The 1,585-nt window shown below is 67.8% G+C and carries 1 pseudogene; it reads left to right on the forward strand.

Annotated features, from left to right (window positions below):
- A pseudogene (locus tag ACIPN7_RS29830) lies at positions 1–253 on the forward strand (chromate transporter); the annotation flags it as partial.
- Positions 254–1,585 lie beyond the last annotated feature (1,332 nt).

Raw genomic sequence — 1,585 nt, forward strand, 5'->3', positions numbered from 1 at the left:
GGCGGCGGTGGTCGGCGTCATCGCCAACCTCGCCCTGTACTTCACCACGCACACCCTGTTCACCGGCTCCACCACCTGGACCGCCGGACCGCTGACGTTCGACGTCCCCGACCTCGCGACGCTCCAGCCCGCCGCGCTGGGCATCGCGGTGCTCGCCGCGCTCCTGCTTTTCGTGGCGCGCTGGTCGGTCCTGCGCACGCTGGGCGTGTGCGCGGGTATCGGGCTCGTGCTCGGGCTCACCGGGCTGCTCTGACCTTCCGAGGCCCTGGCCTGAGCCAGCAGCTTCGGTCACGGTCGCGGTACACGCTTCCGGTCAGCGAGAGCTCGCCTCTGCGCTGAGGGCAGAGTCGGGAAGGCGGTCGCGATGCCCTGCTGGCACCAGTAGGCGCCCGTGGAGATGTCGCCGGCACCCACGCTCACGTCCGGCGCGTGCACGGGTGAATGTGCCGGAATTGCAGGGTTCGATGCGCAGTCCTGGCTCGGTGGAGGCAGGCGCACGGATGGCCGACGCCTCTCGGAGCGTGGCGTGGATGGGGGACGTCGGTCGACCACTTATGGTTGGAGCCGGGCGGCAGGCACAACCGTGCCGAATCATTTCCGGGTTACTCCCGCGAAAGGCCGTTTCCTCTTAAGGAAACGGTCTTTCATCTGGTCTGCAGCCTGCGGCGCGACAGCACCCCGGCTTGCGCCCGAACGTGCCTCGTTCAGACGTTGAACTGTGCATACCGGCCCTGACCAGGTAGTTCATCCTCTGCCCCGAGTGGCTGGGACTTCCCTGGGACTTGGGACCGGTGGGGTTTCGAAGTCGCTGGCCGAGGACGGCCGACGCAGCGAGACTCCCTCATGGGCTGCTCGCCGGTGCGCACGGCAGCCGCCGGGCGCGCGCTCAGGATACGGCGGAATAGCCGCATAGCTCGCGGGAACGCGCCGACAATTGACGCGCATGCTCAAACACGGCCCGACTCCAGCAAAGCGCCCCTGAATCATCCGGGCGCGCGGTGCATCCGGCCCGAGCCCCCAGGCGGGTTCCTGTTCCTCGACTCAGCCCCAATGGAAAGCACACCCTCGTGTGAGGGTTGAGCGTACCCGCGCCTCGGCCGCTGCACCTATTCATCCCGCGCGCCCAGGCCGTGCACGCAGCGCCCGGAGCTGCACGCGGCCACCGGAACCCGTCCCAGCACCCCCCGAGCCATATGCTTCCTCAGATCGACGCCACATCGGCCACGCTCGCCGCCTGCGACGAGCTGTCACCAAAGCGTGCAGCATTCCCCTCCACTGGAACCACAGGGTCTGCGTTCCCGTCGACGACATCGGCCGACGCACCTGGAGGGGGCGGCGGCCGAGTGTCGTGAGCACATAGCAGCCAGGATCGGTCGACCTGGACAATCGAGGCAGGCAGGCAACGCGCTAGGTGTACCGGGCCATGAGGTTGGTCGCGGGCGCGTCGGCTTGAACGTGGGAGAGCCTCCGGGTGGGGTGTGGCTTGTCTAAGAGCCCTATTCAGCGCGTGAGTCGGTAGAACTCCAGGTTGGTGATCATGTGGATGATGCTTGGTAGTTCGGCCAGTCGGCCGCGGTAGCCGGCC

Origin of the sequence: Promicromonospora sp. NPDC090134 (genome assembly GCF_044746965.1) — a bacterium.
Classification (GTDB): Bacteria; Actinomycetota; Actinomycetes; order Actinomycetales; family Cellulomonadaceae; genus Promicromonospora.